Annotated in this window: 17 protein-coding genes and 1 other RNA gene; 3 read left to right on the plus strand and 15 right to left on the minus strand. The window is 50.8% G+C overall.

The genetic code is table 11. The annotated features are described in order from the left end of the window. Positions 1-110: 110 nt before the first annotated feature. A complete protein-coding gene (locus tag DS743_RS00825) occupies positions 111-1,001 on the minus strand; it encodes a hypothetical protein (protein WP_231520481.1) in 891 nt (296 codons plus the stop codon). A gap of 238 nt (positions 1,002-1,239) precedes the next feature. Further along, positions 1,240-2,121: a DegV family protein gene (gene fakB / locus DS743_RS00830; RefSeq protein WP_141372511.1), complete on the minus strand. Its 882-nt coding sequence runs from the start codon at positions 2,119-2,121 to the stop codon at positions 1,240-1,242. 208 nt (positions 2,122-2,329) lie between these two features. Between fakB and DS743_RS00835 the strand changes: the two genes are divergently transcribed. Continuing rightward, the gene (locus tag DS743_RS00835; RefSeq protein WP_002876831.1) at positions 2,330-4,021 is read left to right on the plus strand and encodes an Rqc2 family fibronectin-binding protein; all 1,692 of its coding nucleotides are present in this window, start codon (positions 2,330-2,332) and stop codon (positions 4,019-4,021) included. 66 nt (positions 4,022-4,087) lie between these two features. On the opposite strand, the gene DS743_RS00840 is transcribed toward DS743_RS00835, so the two are convergent. The 13 genes from DS743_RS00840 to DS743_RS00900 all read right to left on the minus strand — a co-directional run bounded on the left by DS743_RS00840 (position 4,088) and on the right by DS743_RS00900 (position 17,601). Further along, positions 4,088-5,431: a PFL family protein gene (locus tag DS743_RS00840; RefSeq protein WP_035184362.1), complete on the minus strand. Its 1,344-nt coding sequence runs from the start codon at positions 5,429-5,431 to the stop codon at positions 4,088-4,090. Beyond that, the gene (locus DS743_RS00845; protein WP_002876842.1) at positions 5,431-5,712 is read right to left on the minus strand and encodes an ACT domain-containing protein; all 282 of its coding nucleotides are present in this window, start codon (positions 5,710-5,712) and stop codon (positions 5,431-5,433) included. Before DS743_RS00845 ends, DS743_RS00840 begins: the two co-directional genes overlap by 1 nt. A 93-nt stretch (positions 5,713-5,805) precedes the next feature. After that, complete coding sequence (gene carB / locus DS743_RS00850; protein ID WP_035184359.1) at positions 5,806-8,997, minus strand: carbamoyl-phosphate synthase large subunit; 3,192 nt, start codon at positions 8,995-8,997, stop codon at positions 5,806-5,808. Continuing rightward, the gene (locus DS743_RS00855; protein WP_035184355.1) at positions 8,997-10,052 is read right to left on the minus strand and encodes a carbamoyl phosphate synthase small subunit; all 1,056 of its coding nucleotides are present in this window, start codon (positions 10,050-10,052) and stop codon (positions 8,997-8,999) included. Before DS743_RS00855 ends, carB begins: the two co-directional genes overlap by 1 nt. A 1-nt stretch (position 10,053) precedes the next feature. Continuing rightward, positions 10,054-10,968 carry an RluA family pseudouridine synthase gene (locus DS743_RS00860; protein WP_013439510.1) on the minus strand — a complete coding sequence of 305 codons (915 nt, stop codon included), beginning with the start codon at positions 10,966-10,968 and terminating at the stop codon, positions 10,054-10,056. A gap of 1 nt (position 10,969) precedes the next feature. Further along, complete coding sequence (gene lspA / locus DS743_RS00865) at positions 10,970-11,422, minus strand: signal peptidase II (protein WP_002876847.1); 453 nt, start codon at positions 11,420-11,422, stop codon at positions 10,970-10,972. A gap of 11 nt (positions 11,423-11,433) precedes the next feature. Next, the gene (locus DS743_RS00870; RefSeq protein ID WP_035184350.1) at positions 11,434-13,113 is read right to left on the minus strand and encodes a formate--tetrahydrofolate ligase; all 1,680 of its coding nucleotides are present in this window, start codon (positions 13,111-13,113) and stop codon (positions 11,434-11,436) included. Beyond that, complete coding sequence (locus DS743_RS00875) at positions 13,106-13,462, minus strand: hypothetical protein (protein WP_013439508.1); 357 nt, start codon at positions 13,460-13,462, stop codon at positions 13,106-13,108. Before DS743_RS00875 ends, DS743_RS00870 begins: the two co-directional genes overlap by 8 nt. Positions 13,463-13,616: 154 nt before the next feature. Beyond that, positions 13,617-14,843, minus strand: a complete 1,227-nt coding sequence (locus tag DS743_RS00880) for a metallophosphoesterase (protein WP_181406080.1) — start codon at positions 14,841-14,843, stop codon at positions 13,617-13,619. A 15-nt stretch (positions 14,844-14,858) separates the two neighbouring features. Continuing rightward, positions 14,859-15,983, minus strand: coding sequence for a THUMP domain-containing class I SAM-dependent RNA methyltransferase (locus DS743_RS00885; protein WP_035184344.1), 1,125 nt, complete (start codon positions 15,981-15,983; stop codon positions 14,859-14,861). Between the two features lie 127 nt (positions 15,984-16,110). After that, positions 16,111-16,471, minus strand: an RNA gene (gene rnpB, locus DS743_RS00890) — RNase P RNA component class B. Positions 16,472-16,500: 29 nt separating this feature from the next. Continuing rightward, complete coding sequence (locus DS743_RS00895; protein ID WP_013439505.1) at positions 16,501-16,965, minus strand: cell division regulator GpsB; 465 nt, start codon at positions 16,963-16,965, stop codon at positions 16,501-16,503. 75 nt (positions 16,966-17,040) lie between these two features. Then, on the minus strand, positions 17,041-17,601 hold the full coding sequence (locus DS743_RS00900) for an SLOG family protein (RefSeq protein WP_013439504.1): 561 nt from the start codon (positions 17,599-17,601) through the stop codon (positions 17,041-17,043). 160 nt (positions 17,602-17,761) lie between these two features. On the opposite strand from DS743_RS00900, the gene recU reads away from it, so the two are divergent. Both recU and DS743_RS00910 read left to right on the plus strand, forming a co-directional pair. Next, positions 17,762-18,394 carry a Holliday junction resolvase RecU gene (recU, locus tag DS743_RS00905; RefSeq protein WP_003615052.1) on the plus strand — a complete coding sequence of 211 codons (633 nt, stop codon included), beginning with the start codon at positions 17,762-17,764 and terminating at the stop codon, positions 18,392-18,394. Then, positions 18,381-20,693 carry a transglycosylase domain-containing protein gene (locus DS743_RS00910; RefSeq protein WP_072544200.1) on the plus strand — a complete coding sequence of 771 codons (2,313 nt, stop codon included), beginning with the start codon at positions 18,381-18,383 and terminating at the stop codon, positions 20,691-20,693. The genes recU and DS743_RS00910 overlap by 14 nt, the downstream gene beginning before the upstream one ends. Positions 20,694-20,764: the final 71 nt, after the last annotated feature.

Genomic DNA, 20,764 nt, shown 5'->3' on the forward strand with positions numbered 1-20,764 from the left:
AGTTTGATTTCTTTAGTGTATTTAGTCATGAAAATAACCCCCGAAATTAGTGTCCTAATTTCGGGGGTCATATCATGCTGGCGCTGTTTTGTTTCAGTCTTCAGTTATATTTAATTGTCCGAATCAGAGTAATTCAAATCATCGAATTGATGATCTTGCATCTTTTCTGCCATCGCTTGGCTGCGGTAGGCAATCCCATCAACCCAGATGCCAGCACCGCCTGCACATATCAAAACTTGGACATCATTTCCGTCAATATTTTCAGTATGCACGGCAAAATATTCACCATCACCGGCGCCTTGGTACCAGCCCATGGCGTTTAGGTAGTTAATTCCTTTATACTGAACTATTTTCGGCAAGCCCCAGCCTTCTGCCTTTTTTATTTGTTCTTCGGATGGATAATCTGGTGCTTTATAATTAGCTGCCCGAGTGTACAGGGTAGTAGTGTGCCCCTTTCTATTATGCTTGTCGTCTTGAATGAAAATTGTACTTTGGCCAAAGACGTACTTAGAATGCGTTGTCTCACCATCATAGTTGCTTGCAGAATACCAGGTTCCCTGCATTTCCGCGGGGATGGTAAAGTAGCCGCTCCGCCCTTCAGACAGGCGCTGAGTTTGTCCAGATTTATCCACGATCTCGACCTTCTTGGTCAGCTGCTTGAATTCAGCCAGCTGGCCTTTTTTAACGATATAGTCAGCCATTTCCTGCTTAGTTGCCTGGCCCAAAAAGCTGCCACTGCCTGCTACTTTTACTCCTTGGTAGAAGTAAAAAGTGCTTCCGCTAAGAGTATAATAGGTCGTCCCTGTTTGTCCGGACGCCGCGGCTTCATAAGCATAGCCGCTGCCCGGCTGCTTAAATTCGTAGTCGCTGGTCTTGTGCAGGGTAATAGTCAAAGAGCCATTCTGCCCTGCTTGAAGCAAATTAGACCATTCTCCGCCAAAGCGGTCAGCACAGTAGAGCGTAATCAAGCTGCCGCTTTCCTGCGGCGTCAGTTTTGCCACATCAAGTTTTACTGCTTTAGCTGAACTTGACGAAGCTTTGCTGGTCTTTTTAACGCTAGACTTGCTGCTCTGACTGCTTTTATTTGAACTATTGCTTGCCTCTTTTGAAGCGGTTTGCTTGCTGCAGCCCGTCAAAAAAATACCGCAAAAAAGGGCCATAACGGCCCACTTTTTGATTCTCATTTTCCAAATTTCTTTCTTCTTTTACTGAACACAGCAAATTCTGAATTCTAAAAAACTAGAATTCCATCTGTTCAACGTCAATCATCCAAGTGATGCCGATTGACTTTTCGCCCAGGTAAGTCGCGATAACCGGGCTAAATTCGTCCATTTCAAAGACAGCCTTTGGCACTTCAGCCTTGAGGTAGTTCATGACTTCTTCAGCTTGCGCGGCGTCATTTGACTGAATGATCAAGATCCGCAGCTTGTCTTCTGGGATATCCAATGACTTGATCTTTTCCAGGGCTTCTTGTTCGATCTTCTTAACTGCCCGCTTCATTGACCGCACCTTGTCGTAAGCCACGATCTTAGCTTCATCGTTGAAAGTCAGCAAAGGCTTGATGTTCAAGAGTGACCCGATAAAGGCGCTGGCATTGCTCAAACGGCCGCCCCGGCACAAGTTGTTCAAGTCATCAACGATAAAGAGTTCGTCGACAGTTGACCTGATTTCAGCCAGCTTGGCGATGATCTCTTCCGGACTGTAGCTATCCTTTTCGATCATCTTAGCTGCTGCCAGAACTTGGTAACCCTGCAGGCGAACAGTAATTTGTGAGTCAAACGGGTACAGGTGGTAGTCCGGGTTGCTTTGCGCGATCCCCATCAAGGTGCTGTAGGAACCTAAAATCCCGCTGGAGAGGCAAATGTAGATGATCGCCTCGTAACCCTTATCCTTGAAGTTGTCAAAAGTCGTGATGAGGTCCCCCATCTTCGGCTGGGAAGTGGTCGGGAAGCTGGAGCCACTCCGCTGCGATTCAAAAAGCTCTTCAGAAGTGATGTTGATTCCTTCCAGGTATTCCTTGTCATCGATGTAAATCGGAATAGGAATGACCTTGATATTATACTTTTCAATTTCTGCTGCGGACAAATTGGCCGTACTGTCGGTAACTAATGCGATCTTCATATTAAACCTTCCGTATTTAACGTTTTAACATGAAAATTATAGCATACTTGCCCCAGCTAAACTAGAAGAATCTTGATCATGCCTCTTTGCGTATAGAATAACCACCTGCATTCCTATTTAACTATCAATCAAGATATCCGATAAAGCCACCACTTTATGATAAAATAGGTTACTAAACAATTTTCAATTTACGAATGAGGTGTGCTCAATGGCTTTTGACGGCTTATTTATTCATAGCCTGCTTAATGAATTACAAGATGAGATTACTGCTGGCCGCTTACACAAGATCTACCAGCCTTTTAACAACGACCTGGTCCTGGTCTTCAGGAAGGACCGCAAAAACAAGCAGCTTTTAATTTCTGCTAATCCTGAATATCCCCGCCTCTACCTGAGCAAGGAGTCCTTCTCCAACCCTAACGTGGCTCCTCTCTTCGTCATGGTCCTGCGTAAATACCTTGAAGGGTCAGTCCTCCAGGAAATCAGCCAGGTTGGCCTTAGCCGGATCGTCAACTTCTCCTTCAGCAACCGTAACGAACTCGGTGATGAAATACAGCTGATCCTCTCCGTTGAACTGATGGGCCGGCACAGCAACGTCATCCTCTATGACAAGCAAAGCGGCAAGATCATCGACTTGCTAAAGCGGATCAACCCTGACGAAAACCGGGCCCGCCTCCTCTTGCCTAAAGCCAAGTACGAACTGCCCCCGCTGACTCCCGGCATCAACGGCTTTACTTTAACGGAATCAGAATTTTCTTCTTTGAAAAAAGAATACCCAACCCCAGCTGACCTGGCCAAGCAAATGGACGGTCTAGATGGCGATGACCGGCAAGAACTGACCGGCTACTTGGAAGACGACTACTCCTTCTCTTCTCTGAAGACCTTCTACAACCAGTTCTCCTCCCCTAAGGCCTACGTTCTCGTGACGCCAAAGCACAAGCGGCGGATCTACCCTTACCTGCCATATCATTTGGAGATGACCAAGGAAAGCTCCTCCACTAACTTAAATGAAGCCTTAGACGAGTTTTACGCCTACCAGGCCAACCGGGACTGGGTCAAGCAGCGGTCCCAGCAGGTGACCCGGGTCGTCACTAATGAGACCAAAAAGCTCCAAAAGAAGCTGAAGAAGCTGGAAAAGCAGCTGGACAGTGCTGAAAACTCCGAAAATCTCAGAGTCTCCGGGGAACTTTTAACCGCCTACTTAAGCCAGGTTAAGCCCGGCATGGAAAAAATCGACCTGCCTAACTACTATGAAGGCAACCAGCCCATGACCATCAAACTTGACCCGGCCCTCTCCCCTCAGCGCAATGCCCAGAAATACTTCAAGCGCTACAAAAAGATGCGGGATTCCATCAAACACGTGACCGAACAGATTGAGATCACGGAAGAAAACCTCCGCTACCTTGATTCCGTTCAAACGGAAATCGACAACGCTGACCCAGAAGACGTCGAAGCCATCAAGGAAGAGCTAATCAACCAAGGTTACCTTAGAGCTGAACAAAAGAAGCGCCGGAAGCCGAAGCTGACCGAAAAGAGCCTAAACAAGTTCAAGCTCAGCTCCGGCAAAACTGTTTTAGTCGGCAAGAACAACCTGCAAAACGACTGGCTGACCCTGAAAAAGGCCGACAAGAACCACTACTGGTTCCACGTCAAGAACATCCCCGGCTCCCACGTTATCTTGACTGACAGCCAGCCAAGTGACAGCGACATCCAGGAAAGCGCGGAGATCGCTGCCTACTTCTCCAAGGCCAAAAATTCCGCCCACGTGCCGGTTGACTATATCCAGGTCAAGCGGATCAAGAAACCTAACGGGGCCAAGCCTGGCTTCGTCATCTACACCGGGCAGAAGTCCATTGAAGTTACCCCGGAAGCTGACGAGATTTTAGCTAAGCGGATTGACTAAGATGCAAAAAAGAACCGTATTATCCCAAAATGGTAGTACGGTTCTTTTTCTATATATTCTAAAAAATTAGTTCTTAAAGCTGTGCACTGGGGCTGGAATCCGGCCGCCGCGGTTGATCATCGCCGCGCTTGATTCCTTGTGAACAGGCATAATCGGGGCATAGCCGAAGAGGCCGCCAAATTCAATTGAGTCGCCCACGTCCTTGCCCGGTACTGGAATAACCCGGACAGCCGTAGTCTTGTTGTTGATCATCCCGATCGCCGCTTCGTCAGCAATCATGGCACTGATCGTTTCAGCTGGCGTGTCGCCTGGTACGGCAATCATGTCCAGACCAACTGAGCAAACAGCGGTCATGGCTTCCAATTTGTCGACCGTCAAAATCCCCTTTTCAGCTGCCGCGATCATCCCGGCATCTTCTGATTCAGGAATGAAGGCACCAGACAGACCGCCGACATGGCTGCAGGCCATGATGCCGCCCTTCTTGACAGCATCGTTTAACATGGCCAAAGCGGCCGTGGTCCCGTGGGTCCCCACGCTTTCCAGGCCGATTTCTTCCAAAATATTGGCTACCGAGTCGCCTTGGGCAGGAGTTGGCGCCAAAGACAAGTCCACGATCCCAAAGTCGACGCCCAGGCGCTTAGAAGCTTCCTGGCCCACCAATTGGCCCATTCTGGTAACCTTGAAGGCCGTCTGTTTGATGGTCTCAGCAACCACGTCCATAGATTCGCCCTTAACCTTTTCCAGGGCCGTCTTAACCACGCCAGGGCCGGATACGCCGACATTCAAAGCCACATCGCTTTCGCCAACCCCATGGAAGCCCCCGGCCATAAACGGGTTGTCTTCAACCGCATTGCAGAAGATGACCAGGTTGCCGTTGTTCAGCGGGTTGATCTTTTCGTTCTCAATGACGATCTTGCCCATTTCCTTGACGGCATCCATGTTGATCCCGCTTCTGGTTGAGCCGACATTGACGCTGGAGCAGACTCTTTCAGTTTCCTTTAAAGCTTGGGGAATTGACTTGATCAAGACCCGGTCGCCGTTTTGGTAGCCCTTGTGCACCAAAGCTGAGAAGCCACCGATCAGGTCCACGCCGACTGCTTTGGCTGCCTTGTCCAAGGTAACCGCGTACTTAACGTAGTCGCTGTCCCCTGAAGCTGCCGCGATCAAAGAAATCGGGGTTACAGTAATCCGCTTGTTGGCAATCGGAATCCCATATTCAGTTTCCAGTTCTCTAGCTACCTTGACCAGGTTTTCCGCCTTAGTCGTGATCTTGTCGTAGATCTTCTGGCAGGCCCGGTCACTGTCTGAGTCAATACAGTCTAAAAGTGAGATCCCCATGGTCGTCGTCCGCAAGTCCAGGTTCTCGTTGTCGATCATATTGACCGTTTCCATAATCCGCCGCAAGTCCATTATTCCAGACCTCCGCCCAGTTCATGCATGGCCGCGTACATCTTTTCATTCCGGATGTTGATTTCCACGCCCAGTTTCTTGCCCAGTTCCTTCAATTCCGTGCTCAAGGCGGAGAAATCTGCCTCATCGCTGACATCAACGACCATCATCATCGTGAAGTAGCCGTTCATGATCGTCTGGGACAGGTCCAGAATGTTAATGTCTTTTTCAGCTAAAAAGCTGCTTACGCCGGCAATAATCCCGGTCTTGTCTTGGCCGACAGTTGTCAAAATTGCTCTCATTGCTTGCCCTCCTGCTTGCGAAGCTTATATCCTGATCAGGATAAGAAATAAATTTAATTTGGATTAAAAAGTTCTGTTTTAGAATAGCATCTTTTAAATTGGCTGGGTAGTCAAGGCCAGCGATTCCAGAACATCTAGGATCAACTGGACTGTTTCCAGGCTGGAGAAAACCGGAATATGGGTATTCAGGGCCTGGTCCTTGATCTTGATCGAGTCTTCCACTGCCGAGTCCGACAGGTTGACGACATTAACCACCATCACGATCCGGTGGGTCTGGATTCTTTCCAAAAGGTTTCTAGACCCATCCTGGATCTTGGCGATAACCCCGGTCGTAATCCCCGCCTCAGCCAGAATATTGGCCGTCCCTTCCGTGGCCGTGATCTTGAAGCCTAGGCGGGCAAAGCGCTTGGCCAGGTTGGCTACTTCCTGCTTTTCCTCATCGCTGACTGAGAAGAAAATCGTCCCATAACTTGGTATATGCAGGTCGCTGGCTTCATAGCCCTTGTAAAGGGCCTTGGCCAGGCGGCTGTCTCTGCCCATCACGGCATCAGAGGACTTCATCCTGGAGTCAAAAGTATTGTCTGAACTGTAATTGAGGTAGGAGAAGACTGGCATCTTCACGTGGATGAACTCGTCAACCGGCCAGACCTCGTTCGGGTAGCCTAAATCAGCAATCTTTCTGCCCGCTAAGACCTTAACCGCGTATTCAACCAGGTCCTTGTTCATGGACTTGGACAAGAAGGCCAGATTATGACCGGCATAAGTCTTGATCTGAAGCAGGTAGATTTCCCTGCCCTTGAGCAAAAAGTGCAGGTTGAAGATCCCTCTGATCTTGAAGCTGCGGATCAGCTTGATTGTTTCTACCCGCAGCTTTTCCGCTTGCTCCTTGCTTAAATACTGGGGGCCAAAAACCGCGATGGAGTCTGAGGCGTGGGACCCGGACTGCTCCAAGTGCTCCACGATCCCCGGGATAGTCACGTCTTCCCCATCCGTGATCGCCGTAATCTCATACTTCATCCCCGAGATAAACTGGGAAATCGTATAATCATCAACCTGGTTTTCCCGAAAGTATTTCTCCAGGGCCGGCTGGTCATAGACCACGGCTGACTTTTGCTTGCTCTTTTGGTGATAGCCCCCGACCAAGACCGGATAGCCCACACGGGCCACAAAGGCTAAAACTGCCTGGTAGTCGGTCGTTGCCAAATATGGCACCCGTTTGACCTCAGAAATCTTGGCCGTGTCTAAGTGGCTGATCGGCAAAAGGCGGTCGATCTCGTGCTGGCCAAAAATCTTCAAACCGTGGCTCACCAAAGGCAGGCGCAAGGCGGAAACCTGCTTGCCGGAGAATTGAGTGACCACGTCCGTGATCCCTTCTTCTTCGCAGATGGTGATGATGCTGTCCAGGTTGATCGATTCAAAATAGACCCGGTCAGCCAAGTGGTAGTCCATCGAGGCAGATTCCGCGTTGTTGGACAAAAGGACCGTCTCATAGCCCTCTTTCTTCAAGGCCGCCAGGGCATGGTAGAGCATGTAGTCAAATTCACTGGTTACTGACACCTGGAAGGGCGGCATCCCCAGCAAAAGAACCTTTTTCTTCTCCGGATCCTTGGAAAATTCCAATTCGCTTTCCACCCCGTAGCTCTGGTAGTAGACCTTGACTTTGGGCTGGTAGACCCCGGCGCTGTCATCAATCGCTGAGAATGATGGCCGGACGTCTTTTTCATTCAGCAAAGGAAATATGTCATGGACGTCCATCTTAGTCAATTTGGCCAAAAGGTCGCTGGAGAAGCCCCGGATCTTGGCCTTTAAAAGGAGGTCATGGTCTAATTCACCCGCATGGGCAATGTCCCTGCCAATCTTGACCAGGTAGCGCAGCTTCTGGTAATAGACCGGATGAATATTCAAGACGCTGCTTATGGACTGGTAGTCGATACCCTGGCTAAGGGCAGCCAGCAGCTGGACCAGGTGCATTTCGTTAGGGTGGCTGAGGTCATCCAGGATCACCTCATCGCTCTTGCCCCTTTCCTTGATAAAAGCTGACCACAAGACTTCCAGATCATTGCTGGAAATCAAGGCCTTGAAAAAGGCACTTTCAAAATTCCGCCCGATCCCGACCGCTTCCCCGGTTGACTGGGTGTGCTTGCCCAGCTGGTAGTGGTTGTAGCCGGTCTTAGCAAAGGACCAGTAAGGGATCTTGATGCTGACGGTGTCAGAGACCGGTTCAATGGCCGCACACAGGCCAGTGGCCGGGTCAGTGACTTCATTCAGCCGCAGCCCGATCGCCAGCTTGGCTAAAACATAGCCGATTGAATACAGGCTGGTCTTTTGGTCCAAGACGGCGGTTCTGGTCAAGCGTGGCTTAACGGCCAAGAGCTTGTAGACCATTTCCGTACCCCGGTGGCTGATGGCGAAGTGGACGCTTAAAAAGCCGACCAGCTGCAATTTGTCCGCTATCTTGCCAGCTTCTGCCCGCAGGACTTGAATTTGGTCATTGTTCATGGTCAAAAGCGGCTTAATCAAGACTGAGTCGCCTGAGTCAATCCCGACCGGTTCCAAAGACCCCGTCGCTCCGACAAAACAGAGGTTGCCGTCTTCATCACGGAGCAGGTCCAAGATGACCTCTTCACAATTAGACAAGTCTTCCGTCATCCGGTAGCTGGCCGGGCGGAAGTCCCGGTCCTGGCTCTCCTGGCGCAGGTACTGTGCTAAATCCCGGCTGCTCTTAAAGGAGATGTGGTCATCGCGCTCAAAGTAGTACTTTTTGATCAAAAGAATCGGGAAAGAGAGCTTGTTTTCCAGCTGCTCTTGCAGGTGCTCGTCGTATTTTAAACCCAGGCTGTCTAAAAACCAGGTCTGCCCGACTGGCAGATGATTGGCTTCCAAGAAACGGGTCCGCTTTTGCGGGTTGGACATGGAAATGGCCCTCTCATTGATCGTTAACAGCTTGATCCCCATCTGGTGGAGGATTCCGTCAGCCTGCAGCTTCTTGGTCACGTCCAGGGCCATCAAGGAACCAAAAGCCGTCATGATCGCATCAGGTTCTTCCATCCGGAGGATCCGCTTCAAGAAGTCCAAGGTCATCGGTTCCAGGTACACGGTCAAGCCCGGTAAGGGGTCGGTTGAGACGCTGGCTGGATTGGGGTTGACCAGGACCACCTGAATATTCTCTTCTAAGAGGGCCTCGATGGCGCTCTTGGTCAAGAGGTCCGTATTGGCCACATTGCCCACCAGGGCTGAGCCGGCACCAATAATCAAGATTTTGTTTAAATCATTTTCGCGTGGCATTATTTCACCAGTTTCAAAAAGTCGTCAAAAATCACCTGGGCATCTTCCGTCCCCGGGGCTCCTTCCGGGTTGAAGGCCACCGCCAGCAGCTGCAGCTTATCATTGCTGAAGCCGGCTAAAAGCTCATTGTGCAGGTCGAAATACTCTTCATTAAAGGTCATGGCCGTGTCATCCGGCAAAACCAGCTGGGCAATATTCATGGCCGTCTGCCAGATCTGTCCGCTACTCTGCCCGATCACCGGGAAATTGGTCCCGTTCTGGTACTGGGGCAGGTCAACCAGGCTGAGGTCCAGGTAGGCTGAAATCGCCAAAAAGCCCAGGCCGACCCCCAGGATCGGCAGCTTGCCCAGATATTCATCCAAAATGTGCCGCAAGTATGGCAAAACCTCTTTGGCCTGGCTGGGGCCGTTAGAGATAATAATCCCGTCTGGCCGCAGGGTCTTGATATCGCGGACAGTCGCGTTATATGGCAGAACATTGGCATTGACCTGTCTTAATGACAGTTCCCGCAGCATGGAGTGCTTGAGGCCCAGGTCGATAATGGCAATCGTCTTGCCGACGTTAGGAGCAGCATAGGCGTTCTTGGTGGAAACCAAGGAGCTCTTGTTTTTCGGTAAAACCAGGGCTCTGATCTGGTCAAAGGCGTGTTCATCATTGGTATCCATGATCGAGGCCTTTAAAGGACCCAGATTCTGCAGTTTTCTGACCAGGGCCCGGGTATCAACGTTAAAAATTGCCGGCACCTTTTTTTCCTGCAAAAAGTCGCCCAAAGACTGGAAGGTGTCATTGTCGGTAATGTTCAAGGCAATGTCGTTGGCAATAACGCCGCGGACACTGGGCTGGATGCTTTCGTAGTCAACCGCGTTGATCCCGTTGCTGCCGATCATCGGAGTAGTAAAGACGATAATCTTGCCCGCGTTTGACGGATCAGTTAAAACCTCTTGATAGCCGTAATTGCTGGTCTGGATGGCCAATTCGCCCGTGGCGGTGATCATGGCCCCGATGCCGTCACCGGCATAAGAGCTGCCATCTTCAAGAATAAGGTAGCGTTTCATCCTATTTCACCCGCTTCTTTCGCAAGTCTGCAACCGTCTGCTGGAAAATTTCCGGCGGCTGGACGGAGAACTCCAGCCACTCACCTGTTGATGGCTGCTCAAAGCCCAGGGTCTTGGCATGCAGGAACTGGCCATGGCCGGGCAGGGTCTTTCTCGGTCCATACAAGGGGTCGCCTGCTAAAGGGTGGCCGATATAAGCCATATGGACCCGGATCTGGTGGGTCCGGCCGGTTTCCAGCTGGCACTCAACCAAGCTGTAGCCCTGGTATTGCTCCAGGACCTTAAAGTGGGTTACCGCGCTCTTGCCCTTTTCCACCACCGCCATCTGCTTGCGGTCCTTGGGATTGCGGCCGATCGGGGCGTCAATTGTCCCTTCTTCTTCCGCAAAATTGCCATGGACGATGGCCAGGTACTGGCGCTTGTTGGATTTGGCGGCCAGCTGCTTTTCCAGTGATTCCCGGGCAGCCGCGTTTTTCGCCACCATCAAGAGGCCCGAGGTGTCCTTGTCGATCCGGTGAACGATCCCGGGTCTGAAGCCTTCCGGACTGTCGGCCAGATCCCTGGTGTGGTAGAGCAAGGCGTTAACCAGAGTGTGGCTGGGGTGGCCGGCGGCCGGGTGGACCACCATCCCCTGCGGCTTGTTGACCACGATGATGTCTTCGTCTTCATAGACAATGTCCAGTGGAATATTTTCCGCTTCCAGCTTTAATGGCTCTAGCGGCAAAACGGTGACCTGGATCAGGTCACCTTTCTGCACTTTATATGAAACTTTGCTCTTTTTGCCATTGACCAGGACTTCCCCGGCTTGGACCAATTCCTTGATCCGGCTTCTGGACAGGTCAGTCATTTCCCCTGCCAGATACTTGTCCAGCCGCTGGCCGCTTTCTTCCGCGGTCAGTTCATACTCACGGTTCATCCTAGTCCTCCCTTTCAATGAATAACAGATAGCTGAAGATCAGAATCACGCCAACGGTAATGGCAGCATCAGCCAGGTTGAAGATATTGAACTGCACAAAGTCCAGCTGAATCATGTCGATGACATACTTCAAATGCAGGCGGTCAATCAAGTTGCCGATGATCCCGCCCAAAACCAGAACCAGGCCCGACTTGAACATCCAGTGGCTGTACTTCTTATTGAAGTAGTAGTAAAGCACTACGGCAATGGCAACAGAGCTGACTACGTAAAAGAACCACATTTTGCCGGACAAGATATTCCAGGCCGCCCCGTTATTCTGAATATAGGTAAAGGAGAACAGCCCCGGCATCACGTCGTGGACTTCGCCCAAACGGTAATTTGTGACAATATAATACTTCAAAGCTTGATCAGCTGCCGCGATCAAGGCAGCGATCACTAATCCAACTATCTGCATAATCCTCTTTTCTAGAACAAACCGCTGATCTTGCCGGTTTCGTCCACATCAATATCCAAGGCGGCCGGGTGCTTTGGCAGGCCTGGCATGTCCAGAATGTGGCCAGTTGAAACTACCACGAAGCCGGCCCCGTTGCGGAGGCTCAAGCCCTTGACATGCAAAGTAAAGCCGGTAGGAGCTCCCAATTCCTTGACATTGTCAGTAAAGCTGTACTGGGTCTTGGCAATGATGACTGGCAGCTTGTCCTTGCCCATCTTCTTCAATTTTACAAGCTGGTCCTTGGCCTTGTCCGTGTATTCCACGTCAGCCGCGTGGTAGATCCGCTTGGCTACCTTTTCAATCTTGGTTTCCAGATCGTCATCCAGGTCGTAGCTGCGCTTGATTTCGTAGTCGCTCTTGTCGGCCAGTTCAACGATCTTTTCAGCTGCTGCCTTAGCCCCCTTGGAGCCTTCATCATGGGCAGTCACGATTTCGCATGGGAAGCCTTGTTCTTCAATCAATGACTTGAGCAGGTCAAGCTCTGCTTCAGTGTCAGTTGGGAACTTGTTGATAACCACCAAAACTGGAATATTGTATGAACGGACATTGTTCATGTGCCGGTCCAGGTTAGCAAAACCTTCCTTTAATGAGTCCAGGTTTTCTTCCTTCAAATGGTCAGTTGACTTTTCAGCCTGGTACTTCAAGGCCCGGACAGTCGCAACAACAACGGCGGCATCTGGCTTCTTTTCCAGCTTGGTGGAAACGAAGTCCAGGAACTTTTGCCCGCCAAGGTCTGAACCAAAGCCGGCTTCACTTAAAACGTAGTCGCCGAGGTGCAGAGCCAGGTTGGTTGACAGGATGGAGTTGTTGCCGTGGGCAATGTTGGCGAAAGGTCCGCCGTGTACGAAGGCTGGAGTGTGTTCCAAAGTTTGAACCAGGTTTGGCTTCAGGGCCGTTGACAAAAGGGCAGCGATGGCGCCTTGGAAGCCCAGGTCCTTGACAAAGACTGGTTCATCCTCGTAAGTGTAGCCGACCAGAACCTTGCCGATTCTTTCCTTTAAGTCAGCAATGTCCTTGGACAGGCAGAGAATAGCCATGAGTTCGTGACCCACAGTCAACTGGAAGCTGGCCGGGCGTTCAACCCCGTTGAACTTGGATCCTTGGCCAATCGTTACCTTTCGCAAGGTCCGGTCGTTAACGTCCAGGCCGCGCTTAATGACGATCTTTTCCGGGTCCAGGCCCAGTTCGTTGCCTTGGTAGATGTAGTTGTCAACCAGGGCTGACAGGTTGTCGATGGCTGAGGTCAAGGCATGCATGTCCCCGGTAAAGTGGAGGTTGATGTCTTCCATTGGAATGACTTGGGCATAGCCGCCGCCGGCAGCCCCGCCCTTCATCCCGAAGACTGGTCCCATGGATGGTTCTCTTAAGGCAATCACCGTCTTCTTGCCTAATTGGTTATTGATGGCATCCCCGATCCCGATCGTCATCGTGGACTTGCCTTCCCCGGCTGGAGTTGGTGAAATTGAAGTCACCAAGATCAGCTTGCCCAGGTGGCCGTTTTCTTCACTACGCTTGATTGCCTGCCAGTTGACCTTGGCCTTGTCGTAGCCGTATGGTTCAAGGTCTTGGCTGGTCAAGCCCAGCTTGGCCGCAACGTCAGTAATAGGCAATTCTTCTGCTGCTTGCGCAATTTCGATATCTGATTTAACCATTTCTGTCACGCTTTCTCTTAAAAACAAGATAATCAGTGCTTTGATGCCTGGAAACCCGCACCCGGTAGACCTCAAAGCCACGCCAACTAGTCACCAATTCTGGTTTTTCCTCCAGGACGAACTCCTTCCGGTAAGGCAAACGCAAGCGCGTCTGACCGTCAAAAGAAATGTAGGACTTTTTCCATGTAAAAACAAGCAGAAGCAGGAAGATGATGCCCGTTATCACAGTCGGCAGGTTGATGAACTGGTTGCCCTCCAGACAGAAGATCACAGTCAGGAAAAGCACCAGCAAGAGCCAGCTGTAATAAATGACGCCAAGGTCTCCTAAAAAGATCAAATGTTTTTTCATGAAAAACTCCTTGTCACTAGATATCTAGATTATAGCAAAAAAGCAGGAAAATACCGAAAAATACGAAAAATGTTTTTAACTATTGTTTTTAATATTCGGTAATCAAGTTATAGTTAGGACTTTAAGCAAAGAAACTTAAAAAATAATCGGCTTTTCACCAGGTCAAATCTAACTTTTGACTTGACTGGGTGCTCTCGTAAAGGGAGCTGATATAACTTTTCATGCTGGGCATGGCTGCCAACAAAGTTCGGTAAGCGCTTGATTCATAAATTGCCGCGATCTCGGCTTCACTCTTATAGCTTTGCCCGGTGAAAAAGTCCCAGTGCATCTTTTTGAGCATTTCCGCGGCTTCCGGCAGGTCCTTTGCTGCTCCCTTGAGCAGGTGCTGGCGCAGAAGCAGGTTATTGCTCCGGTCAAAAACTTCCTTCAGATAAGCGTGAAAATCCGCAAAAGGCGGCAGCTTTTTCTCTTCAGCCGTTAAAAAAATGTCAATGTCAAAAGCGTGGCGCCGGTAGCTGAGGGAATTAGCAGTCAGCTCAACTATCCCATAGCCCTGGTCGCTTTCCGCGAAGCAGGATGAAACAACCTCGGGAACCGGAACCCAGCCGGACATGATGTGCTGGGCATGGATATGGCCGGAAAAAGCGCAGCGGACCGGGTACTGACTGAGCAGCTGGACAATTTCACCGGCATTATTCAGCTTAAAGCCGTCATGAACCACTGAATTATGACTGTAGAGGTTATGGTGCATGAAAAAGAGGACGTCTTGTCCCAGTCTTTTGGCCTCAACCAATTCCTGGCTCAGCCACCGCCTTTCCCCATCATCGATGGCCCCGCTGGTCATAGGATAGGTGTAGGAAAACTTACTGCTGTACAGGTTGGAGTCCAGCAAAAGCAGCCGCCAGTGCGGGTTCAAGTTGACTGAATATGATAAAGAGCCTGGCTCCTGGCTTGCGGCTAAGTCATAGCTGGCGGAAAAAATTTCCTTCCAGTCAGCCGGTGAAATTTGCGCAACCCGTCTTTCCTCACTGCCACTAAAACTTCTGGCCCAGCCGTCATAAATGTCATGGTTGCCCGGAATAACCAGCAAGGCAATCCCCGCTTCTTTTAAGGGGGCAAAAATCTCCCCCAGCCTTTCAGCTGACCGCCTGGCTCCATTAAAGGTCAAGTCCCCGGTAATGATCAAGGCTGCCGGCTTGGCCCTGACAACTTTTCTGACAAAAGCCCTGAGAGCCAGGTCCTGGTAGGCAATGTCCTTGCCAGCGCTGGTTTGCTGCATCTTTTTAAACCTGGCGCCAAAGTCATGCAGGTCATCGGCAATTAAGTGGGGATCTGAGATCAGCCAGAAGTCTGGCCGTTCACTATCCGTAATCGTCTTCATCAGCATATCTCTTCTTTACTTGCGCTTGACCCAGAACTGGTAGTAGTCAACCCGGAGGTTACCATTGTAGAGCTTGCGCTTCTTGCTGGCCTTTTGCCCGAAGCACTTTTCAAAATCCGGGTCCGCCGTCAAGTAGTACTGGCTGAAAGAAGTCAGCGGCCGCAAGACTTCCCCCATCTGCCGGTAAAGCTCTTCTGCCCCTTGCTTGTCTTTCAAACGCTTGCCGTATGGCGGGTTGGAAACGATGACCCCGTTTTCCAGATCGGTGGTAAAGTCCTTGACCGCGACCTGCTTAAAGCGGATGTCCTGCAAGACCCCGGCATTGTGGGCATTCAGCTTGGCTACTTCCAGAATCGACTGGTCGATATCGCTGGCCCAAATTGGCGCTTCAGCTGGCTTAACCTGGCTCTTGGCTTCTTTCAGCAGCTCTTCGTGCAGGCGCGGGTCAAACCAGTCAAAGTCGTCAAAGGCAAACTTCCGCCAAGTGCCCGGGGCAATATTGCGGGCAATCAAGGCTGCTTCAATTGGCAGGGTCCCTGACCCGCACATCGGGTCAATAAATGGATGGGTCCCGTCATATGGCGTCAGCTTGATCAAAGATGCCGCGAAGTTTTCCTTTAAAGGCGCTCCCCCGTGCTCAATCCGGTAGCCCCGCTTGAAAAGACTTTCCCCGGTCGTGTCCAGCGACAGGCGGACAGTGTCCTTGTAAATGTGCACGTCCAGCTGGTAGAGGCTGCCGCTTTCCGGCAGCTTGCCCCGCCGGTGGTATTGGGCCGCCATCTTGTCAACGATGGCTTTTTTCACAATGGACTGCACATCCGGTTCAGAGTGCAGCTTTGAGCGGACACTGCGCCCCTTGACTGGGAAGGCCGCGTCGACTGGCAAAAGCATGGCCCAGTCATAAGCGTAAGTTTCATCATACAAGGTTGAGAAATCTTTAGCCGTAAATTCCTTTAACAGGATCTTGACCCGGTCAGCTGTTCTGAGCCACAAATTGCATCTGACGATGTCTTTCTGGCCGCCTTTAAAAAAGACCCTGCCGTTTTCCGTCGTCGTTTCATAGCCCAAGGACTGCAGTTCCTTGGCCACGACGCTTTCAAAACCCGCCCCCATGGTCGTGTACAATCGGTATTCTTCCATCGCTATCTCCGTTCTTTTCCTTCTGATCCTTATTCTAATTGCTATTCTGATTTTATATTTGCAGGCTTATTCCTAAAAAAAGAAAAAGTTGGGCTTCAAACGAAGTCCAACTCTCTGCCTTGCAAGTTTCTATAAGCCACGTTCTGTTCCACCAACCGCCGGCCGCGGCTGGTTTCAGCAGCCATCTATCTCTACATGATGTAGTCCAACTTTTGGTTCATTTGCCTAAGTTGAGACGCCCCTACCAAATTTCGGGTTACACGCTCGCAGGGTTTACCTCGTTCCACCAAGCCGGTTTCCCGGCTTGCTCCGTCACTGTGGCACTTTCAAGATATTCACGCATGGCTAGGCTTTAGCGCTTTCTCTGCCGTGAGGCCTGGGGCCTCCTCCAGCTTATTGGGCTGAATACGATCACTACGGGCATCGCAGCCCGTGCGTGCGTGGACTTTCCTCAGCCGGCTCAAGGCCGGCCGCGACTGCTCAAAACTTGCAACATTGCTATTATAGCAAACTTTCTTTACTTTTGTAAGTCCTGAATTCCGTAAACTCTTTGTTCCAGATTGTAGACCTTCCGCTCCAAGGTTGAAAGTCTTTGAATGATTGCCATGTTAGTTGAGATTTCGCCGCTAGTGCTGCTGTTATCCAGGCTGAAGTTGGCCCGCTGCCTTTGTGAGCTTGGCACGTAGGTCTTAACGTCTTCTTCCTTGCTTTCAGTAGTTGCTGGTGCCGGGCCGGCTGCCGGAATTTCCTTGACGGCCTGTTCTTCCTGCTTGACCTGCTTCTCAGCGTCGATTACCTGCCCCTGCAGTTCCCCAATCCGGCCGTAAAGGTCTTCAATGATGTCCTGGAAGGTTTCATAGTCGGAAATGATTTGGTCCAGGTAAGAATCAACTTCATCCGGATCATAGCCCTTGACCTTGCTTCTGAACTGCTTCTTCAAAATGTCCTGCGCGGACAACTTAATATCGTTTAAATCTGCCATTAACTCTTGACTCCTTTATACTAAAGTCATTTTATCAAAAAGCGCCCTTATAAAAAAGAAAGAAAGAGTTAAAATTTACCATTCCCTTTGATTTTCTTCATAATCCCTGGCGGCCTGTTCCAGGTCATAATAATCGACCAGGTCCAGCTGGTAGTCATCCCGCTTTTCCAGGTATTTTTCGATCATCTCGTAGTCATACTTGCTCTTGCCCGGGTATTCCGGGTCATAGACCAGAAGGGCCCGGTCGGTGTGCTGGAACATAAACTGCTGGTATTCCCGGAATTGCCGGCCGCCCTGGTAGGGTCCTTTTGAAGTTGCGGACCAGAAATCAGCTTGATTTTTCAAATTCTGCAGCTTAAGCTGGTTGTTTTCGCTCCAGCGGCTGCCAAAGTCAAGATAAGGCAGCATCACTGCCAGGCGCAGGTTATAGTCCTGCCTTAGTTCCAGGGCCACTTCCGCGCTCCACTGCTCAACGCCCAGGTTAGCGCCAGTGATGACCCAGTCCAATTGCCCTTCTTCCAGCAGGTTGGTCAGGCGCTGCTTGATGGCATACTTGATCACCGTGATTTTTGGATCCTTGTCGCCAAAAGTTCCCAGTTCATAGCCCCGGTAGCCGCTGATCCAAATTCGCTGCATGCAAATTCCTCCCTTAATCTTTTTGCTTTGCCAGTTTCTTAAAAACATTGTAACATTAACCGCAAAAGCAGGAATGATCTAGCTTCAGAGTCAGTTTGCAAATAATCTGATTAGGTTTCTCAAGTTTTTATTGTTATAATGACTTCCAGGAGTGAACTTTATGGTCAAATACCCAACTGGATCTGTCATGCCCCTCAGGGCAGCTCAGCGGCAAGGAGAAAAGGCCCTGCTTAAAAAGGCCAGCTTTTCTGACCGCGGGATGACCCTGGAGCAGCAGATCAATGAATCAAACCAGTACTACCTTGACGCGGGCATCGCGGTCGTTCACAAGAAGCCGACCCCGATTCAGATCGTCAAGGTCGACTACCCAAAAAGATCGCGGGCTGTCATCCGCGAGGCCTACTTTCGTCAGGCCTCAACGACTGACTACAACGGCGTCTATCAAGGCTACTACCTTGATTTTGAAGCCAAGGAGACGCGCAACAAAACTTCTTTTCCTTTAAAGAACTTTCATGAGCACCAGATCCTGCACCTTGAGCAGTGTTTGGACCAGGAGGGGATTTGCTTTGCCCTTATCGGCTTCATGACCCTGGAGCGCTACTTTGTCACCCCGGCATCTTTTTTGATTCAAGCTTGGCAAAACTGGAAGGCTGCCGGCAAGAGTTCCATGACTCTTGCTGAAATCGAAGCTAACTCCTTTGAAATTAAAAGCGGATTCTGGCCAGCCCTGCCCTATTTAGAGGCGGTCGACCGGATCATTGCGGATAGGAAACAAGAACATGGCAACAAATAGTCCAGAGCAAAAGAACACGCGGATGGCCCGCCTGCACGCCAATGACGGCGCCAAGAAGGCCCGGCCCGTTCTGCGGGTAATTAAATGGCTTTTTCTGCTCTTTTTCTTGCTGATCATCTCCGGCGTCGGCGTCTTCGCCTACTACGCCAAAGACGCCCCGAGCATCAGCACCTCCAAGCTGCAAAGCGGCGGCACATCAAGTTTTTACACTACCGACGGCAAATTTTTAATGTCACTGGGTTCACAGACCCGGGTCTATGCTAAAGACTCGGCCATCCCCCAGACTTTGAAAGACGCGGTCGTCTCTATCGAAGACAAGCGCTTCTACTCTGAAAGCCTGGGGATCGACCCCCTCCGGATCGTGTCGTCTTTCTTGACCAACGTCAAGAGCTCCAGCACCGTGGCCGGCGGGTCAACCATCACCCAGCAGCTGGTCAAATTGACCTGCTTCTCAACCGCCAGCTCCCAGCGGACCCTGTCCAGAAAGGCCCAGGAAGCCTGGCTGGCCATGAAGGTGGAAAGAGAATACAGCAAGGACCAGATCCTGGAATTTTACATCAACAAGGTTTACATGAACTATGGGACCTACGGGATGGGGACTGCAGCCAACTACTACTATGGCAAGTCCCTCAAGCAGCTGGACCTGGCCCAGCTGGCCCTTTTGGCCGGGATGCCTAACGCCCCGGTGGCCTACAACCCTTACCTTTACCCAAAGAAGGCTAAGTACCGGCGGGACCTGGTTCTTAAGGCCATGTATGACAACAAGAAGATTACTAAGAAGCAGTACCTGGCAGCCAAGGCTGAAGACGTACAGAAGGGCCTTAAGAAGCACACGACCAGCACTGAATCCAAGCTGCGCAAGGTCGACGACGCCTACATCAAGGAAGCAATTGCTGAAGTGCAGGCTGACGGCTTCGACCCATACAATGACAACCTGAAGATCACCATCAACATCAACCAGGCTGCCCAAAACAAACTTTACTCCCTGGCTAACAGCGGCAGCGTTGCTTTTACCAGCAAGAAGATGCAGATCGGGGCCACGGTCATCAACCCGAAGAACGGACATGTTATCGCCATCCTCGGGGGCCGGAAGTTGCCGTCAGTCCAGCTGGGTCTTGACCGGGCAGTCCAGACAGGCCGGTCAACCGGGTCAACGATCAAGCCGGTCTTAGACTACGCTCCGGCAATTCAATACCTCAACTGGGGAACCAGCCACATCCTGCAGGATACCAAGTACACCTACCCGGGCACTAATATCCAGCTTTATGACTGGGACAACACTTACCAGGGGTCAATGAGCATGCGCTATGCCCTGGTTCAGTCCAGAAACGTGCCGGCCGTCAGAACCTTGAATGAAGTCGGGATTTCCCGGGCCTCGCTTTTTGCCAGAAAATTAGGTGTTAACGTCAGTCCCAATGCTGGTCTTTCAACAGCGATCGGGGCTGACGCCTCCAGCTTGCAGATGGCGGCTGCTTATGGGGCATTCGCGACGATGGGCGTTTACAGAAAGCCGCAATTCGTCTCCAAGATCGAAACGGCTGACGGGCAGGTCCGCAAGTATAACTCTGCTGGCAAGCGGGTCATGAAGAAGTCAACTGCCTACATGATCACCGACATGCTCAAGGGCGTCTTCACCAGCGGGACCGGGACCACGGCCAAGGTCAGCGGGATCTACGAGGCCGGTAAGACCGGTACGGTTAAGTACTCTTACTCCGACCTGGTTAAGTACCCAAGCTACAGCTCAACGCCAAAGGATTCCTGGTTCGTTGGCTACACCAAGCAGTATTCAATCGGAATCTGGACAGGCTATGACAATTTGAAGGACGGGACGATCTCTGGAGTCGGCCAGTACTCAGCCCAGCTGATCTACAAGTACATGATGTCCTACTTGATGGCTGACGAAGACAGCACAGACTGGGAAATGCCAGCAACGGTCGTCAAGAAGCGGATTGTCAAAAATACTGAAGACAAAGTAGCCTCCCCTGGCCAGCCCTACACTTGGGAGCTCTTTGTCAAGGGGCATGCGCCGACTGACGCTGACTATGTCTCCTCAAGCAGCGATACTTCTACTGCTTCCAGTTCAGCCGTGACTTCCAGTGTCAAATCAAGCTCAAGTTCCAGCTCCTCGAAGAGCAGCTCGAGTTCCAGTTCAAGCAAGAACTCCTCGTCTTCATCTAGCTCTTCAAGTTCAAGCGCGGTTTCATCAAGCTCGGCATCTTCTTCCAGCCAGAGCAGCAAGGCGCCGAAGACTGAAGAAAATAAGCAAGACAACAATAATGATAACAAGCAGAATAACTAAGCTGCTGAATTAATAATTTATCGAAAAAGCCAGAGCAACTGATTTCTTCAAGGCCCTGGCTTTTTTCTCTA

Source organism: Lactobacillus leichmannii, assembly GCF_024701915.1.
Classification (GTDB): domain Bacteria; phylum Bacillota; class Bacilli; order Lactobacillales; family Lactobacillaceae; genus Lactobacillus; species Lactobacillus delbrueckii.

Excerpts from the sequence above, each read along its gene's own strand:
- fakB (WP_141372511.1), bottom strand. The coding sequence starts at position 2,121 with ATGAAGATCGCATTAGTTACCGACAGTACGGCCAATTTGTCCGCAGCA.
- DS743_RS00835 (WP_002876831.1), top strand. The coding sequence starts at position 2,330 with ATGGCTTTTGACGGCTTATTTATTCATAGCCTGCTTAATGAATTACAA.
- DS743_RS00840 (WP_035184362.1), bottom strand. The coding sequence starts at position 5,431 with ATGGACTTGCGGCGGATTATGGAAACGGTCAATATGATCGACAACGAG.
- DS743_RS00845 (WP_002876842.1), bottom strand. The coding sequence starts at position 5,712 with ATGAGAGCAATTTTGACAACTGTCGGCCAAGACAAGACCGGGATTATT.
- carB (WP_035184359.1), bottom strand. The coding sequence starts at position 8,997 with ATGCCACGCGAAAATGATTTAAACAAAATCTTGATTATTGGTGCCGGC.
- DS743_RS00855 (WP_035184355.1), bottom strand. The coding sequence starts at position 10,052 with ATGAAACGCTACCTTATTCTTGAAGATGGCAGCTCTTATGCCGGTGAC.
- DS743_RS00860 (WP_013439510.1), bottom strand. The coding sequence starts at position 10,968 with ATGAACCGTGAGTATGAACTGACCGCGGAAGAAAGCGGCCAGCGGCTG.
- lspA (WP_002876847.1), bottom strand. The coding sequence starts at position 11,422 with ATGCAGATAGTTGGATTAGTGATCGCTGCCTTGATCGCGGCAGCTGAT.
- DS743_RS00870 (WP_035184350.1), bottom strand. The coding sequence starts at position 13,113 with ATGGTTAAATCAGATATCGAAATTGCGCAAGCAGCAGAAGAATTGCCT.
- DS743_RS00875 (WP_013439508.1), bottom strand. The coding sequence starts at position 13,462 with ATGAAAAAACATTTGATCTTTTTAGGAGACCTTGGCGTCATTTATTAC.
- DS743_RS00880 (WP_181406080.1), bottom strand. The coding sequence starts at position 14,843 with ATGAAGACGATTACGGATAGTGAACGGCCAGACTTCTGGCTGATCTCA.
- DS743_RS00885 (WP_035184344.1), bottom strand. The coding sequence starts at position 15,983 with ATGGAAGAATACCGATTGTACACGACCATGGGGGCGGGTTTTGAAAGC.
- DS743_RS00895 (WP_013439505.1), bottom strand. The coding sequence starts at position 16,965 with ATGGCAGATTTAAACGATATTAAGTTGTCCGCGCAGGACATTTTGAAG.
- DS743_RS00900 (WP_013439504.1), bottom strand. The coding sequence starts at position 17,601 with ATGCAGCGAATTTGGATCAGCGGCTACCGGGGCTATGAACTGGGAACT.
- recU (WP_003615052.1), top strand. The coding sequence starts at position 17,762 with ATGGTCAAATACCCAACTGGATCTGTCATGCCCCTCAGGGCAGCTCAG.
- DS743_RS00910 (WP_072544200.1), top strand. The coding sequence starts at position 18,381 with ATGGCAACAAATAGTCCAGAGCAAAAGAACACGCGGATGGCCCGCCTG.